This window comes from Bizionia argentinensis JUB59, assembly GCF_000224335.1.
Lineage (GTDB): Bacteria > Bacteroidota > Bacteroidia > Flavobacteriales > Flavobacteriaceae > Algorimicrobium > Algorimicrobium argentinense.
Window position 1 is genome coordinate 1 of the sequence record NZ_AFXZ01000021.1, and the last position, 2,345, is coordinate 2,345.

The 2,345-nt window shown below is 31.5% G+C and carries 2 protein-coding genes; both read right to left on the reverse strand.

Annotation, left to right across the window (positions count from 1 at the left end):
* The coding region (locus BZARG_RS07195) for a tetratricopeptide repeat protein (protein WP_040288138.1) at window positions 1–1,842 on the reverse strand (1,842 nt) is incomplete at its 3' end.
* 53 nt (window positions 1,843–1,895) lie between these two features.
* On the reverse strand, window positions 1,896–2,345 hold a 450-nt coding region (locus BZARG_RS07200), incomplete at its 5' end, for a CHAT domain-containing protein (protein WP_040288139.1).

Below are 2,345 nucleotides of genomic sequence, written 5' to 3' on the forward strand. Positions count from 1 at the left end.
GGTAGTAATTCCTTCTAACTCTTTAGATAATGGTTTTATAAAAAGATCATCTATCGCTTGTTCTGAATATAGCTGGTTAATGGAGGCTTCAGGAGCACCCTTTTTCTCGAGTAAAGAATCTAATTGTTGTTGTTCAAAAAGTGAAATATATTTTGGAGTTTTATAATTTTCCCCTACAACAAACGCACTATACATGATACTATCTGTCCATTTTTCATTATAATAATTAAAAGCTACTAATTCAATAAGTAACTCATTTGGTTTCAGATTCTCTTGTATTTGATTAAAGTTTATGGAAAGTGTGTTTTTTAACTCTGCAAACTCCGAAGATCGTCTGCTCAAATATTTTTCTATATTTTCTGTTTCAATGTCTAATTGATCATATGCTTTAGGTTTTTGGGACAGTGGAAGTTTATCCCATTGCATCAATTGCCTTTTTTGTTTTACAAACTGCATATAATTGTTTTTAAGAACTGTGTCTTTAGTTTTTAAAATACGATTCCTAATACGTTGCTGATTCCGTAATGATAGGCTTTTAATCAGTATTTCGTTTTGATAGCTTGAAAGTGCTAAACTATCTGCTAAAGGGTAATCCTTAAGCAATGATAATGTTGAATAATGAGGGTTTAAATTCACTTTCAAAAATAAATTGAGCTCTTCTTTAGATAAAAAAGCAAGAATTTTCAAGAAACTCGCATGTTCCAACTGCATACTTTTTTTTAATAAAGATGAAGCCTTCTCGTATGATTCCGTTTTTACATATAATTGAGCAAGATTACTAACAGTACTTTTATAATAATTACTGTTTACTTGATTATTTTCTTCAAAAATAGTTAATGCTTTAATATAGGTACTCTTTGCTTTCTCTTTTTGGTTCGTTTCAACATAAAGCAAACCTATATTCCCAAGCGTTATAGCATAATTTGTACTACTTTCTCCATAGATGTGTTTTTTAACTTTGAGTGTTGCTAGCAGAATAGGTAGTGCTTGTTCATACTGTTTTTCTTCAAAATATAATGTCCCTAAATTATTAAGTGCTGTTGCGTATATCCCAGGGAAAGCATCAATCTCTTCGCATTTTTCAATAACATGAACATACCATTTTTCTGCATCAACTTTATTCCCCAAATTATCAAGACACATAGCATAATTATTTAAGAGAAATAGATAGTTTGGGTGACCTGTAGGTATCAACGAGAAGGCTGTAACAAAGGATTCATAAGCCTTTTCATATTGTCCAATATTCAAATAAAAAGCACCTAAATTATTTAAAGCTAAACCATAGCCATAACTATTATCATCTGAAAGTGATTTTTGGATTTCGACAACTTCTAGAAATAACTTTTCCGCTTGCGAAAGCTCACTTATAGCAAAATAGATATTAGCTAGGTTTCCTAGTATGGTAGCATAACCCAAATTATTTTTTCCAAATTCTTCCTCCTGAACTGTCAATGCTTCTAGAAACATTTTTTTAGCCTTTGCTAATTCTCCTTTTTTGTAATATAGTAAAGCCAAATTACTAGTTGGCTGGATAATAACGACGCGATGTATTTGAATAAAATCTTGCGCTTTTTGTAAAGTAAACTCTAGTTGTTCTTCTGCGGCATTAAGTTGATCAAGTTCTAAAAACCCTAGACCTTTAAATGTTAAATACCCTATATAATGAAGTGAATCCATTTGAGTATCTAACTCATGGCCAGCAAGTAATTTGTCACTTAAATTAATTACTTTCCCATATTGCCCTTTTGAATAGTATAGATTAAGACTATCAATACCTTTTTGACAAAAACCATGAGTCTGCCAAACAATTAGAAAAACGAGAAGTATTTTATTTTTAATCATTTAATAAATGGTAAATAGACATTTCAAGAATTGAGAAAAAGTAATAATATTCCCTACTCCAACAAAACAAACCCAGCCCAATAATAAGGAGAATATTTTAATTTCATGTCTGATTGAGCTATTCGCAATGCCTCATGAACACTTTTTCCTTCAAAGCATTCTTTATAAAATAGCTCAAACAATTCTGCTGTTTGAGCATCAGGCACTTTCCACAAACTCATTATAATATTTTTTACTCCTGCCATTTTAAAAGCACGTTGTAACCCAAAAACACCCTCACTCCCTTTAATGTCTCCTAATCCAGTTTCACATGCGCTTAACACAACTAATTGACAGGCACTCAAGTCTAAATTAGAGATTTCTTTAGCTGTCAATATACCATCATCATTTACTGAACTTGTAATAGGTTTCCCCCAGTAATTATTAACGCCGGCAAACACTAATCCAGAACGTAGCATAGGGTCTTCGGAAGCTTTGTATACATTAGGTTCTGTGTAATTAAA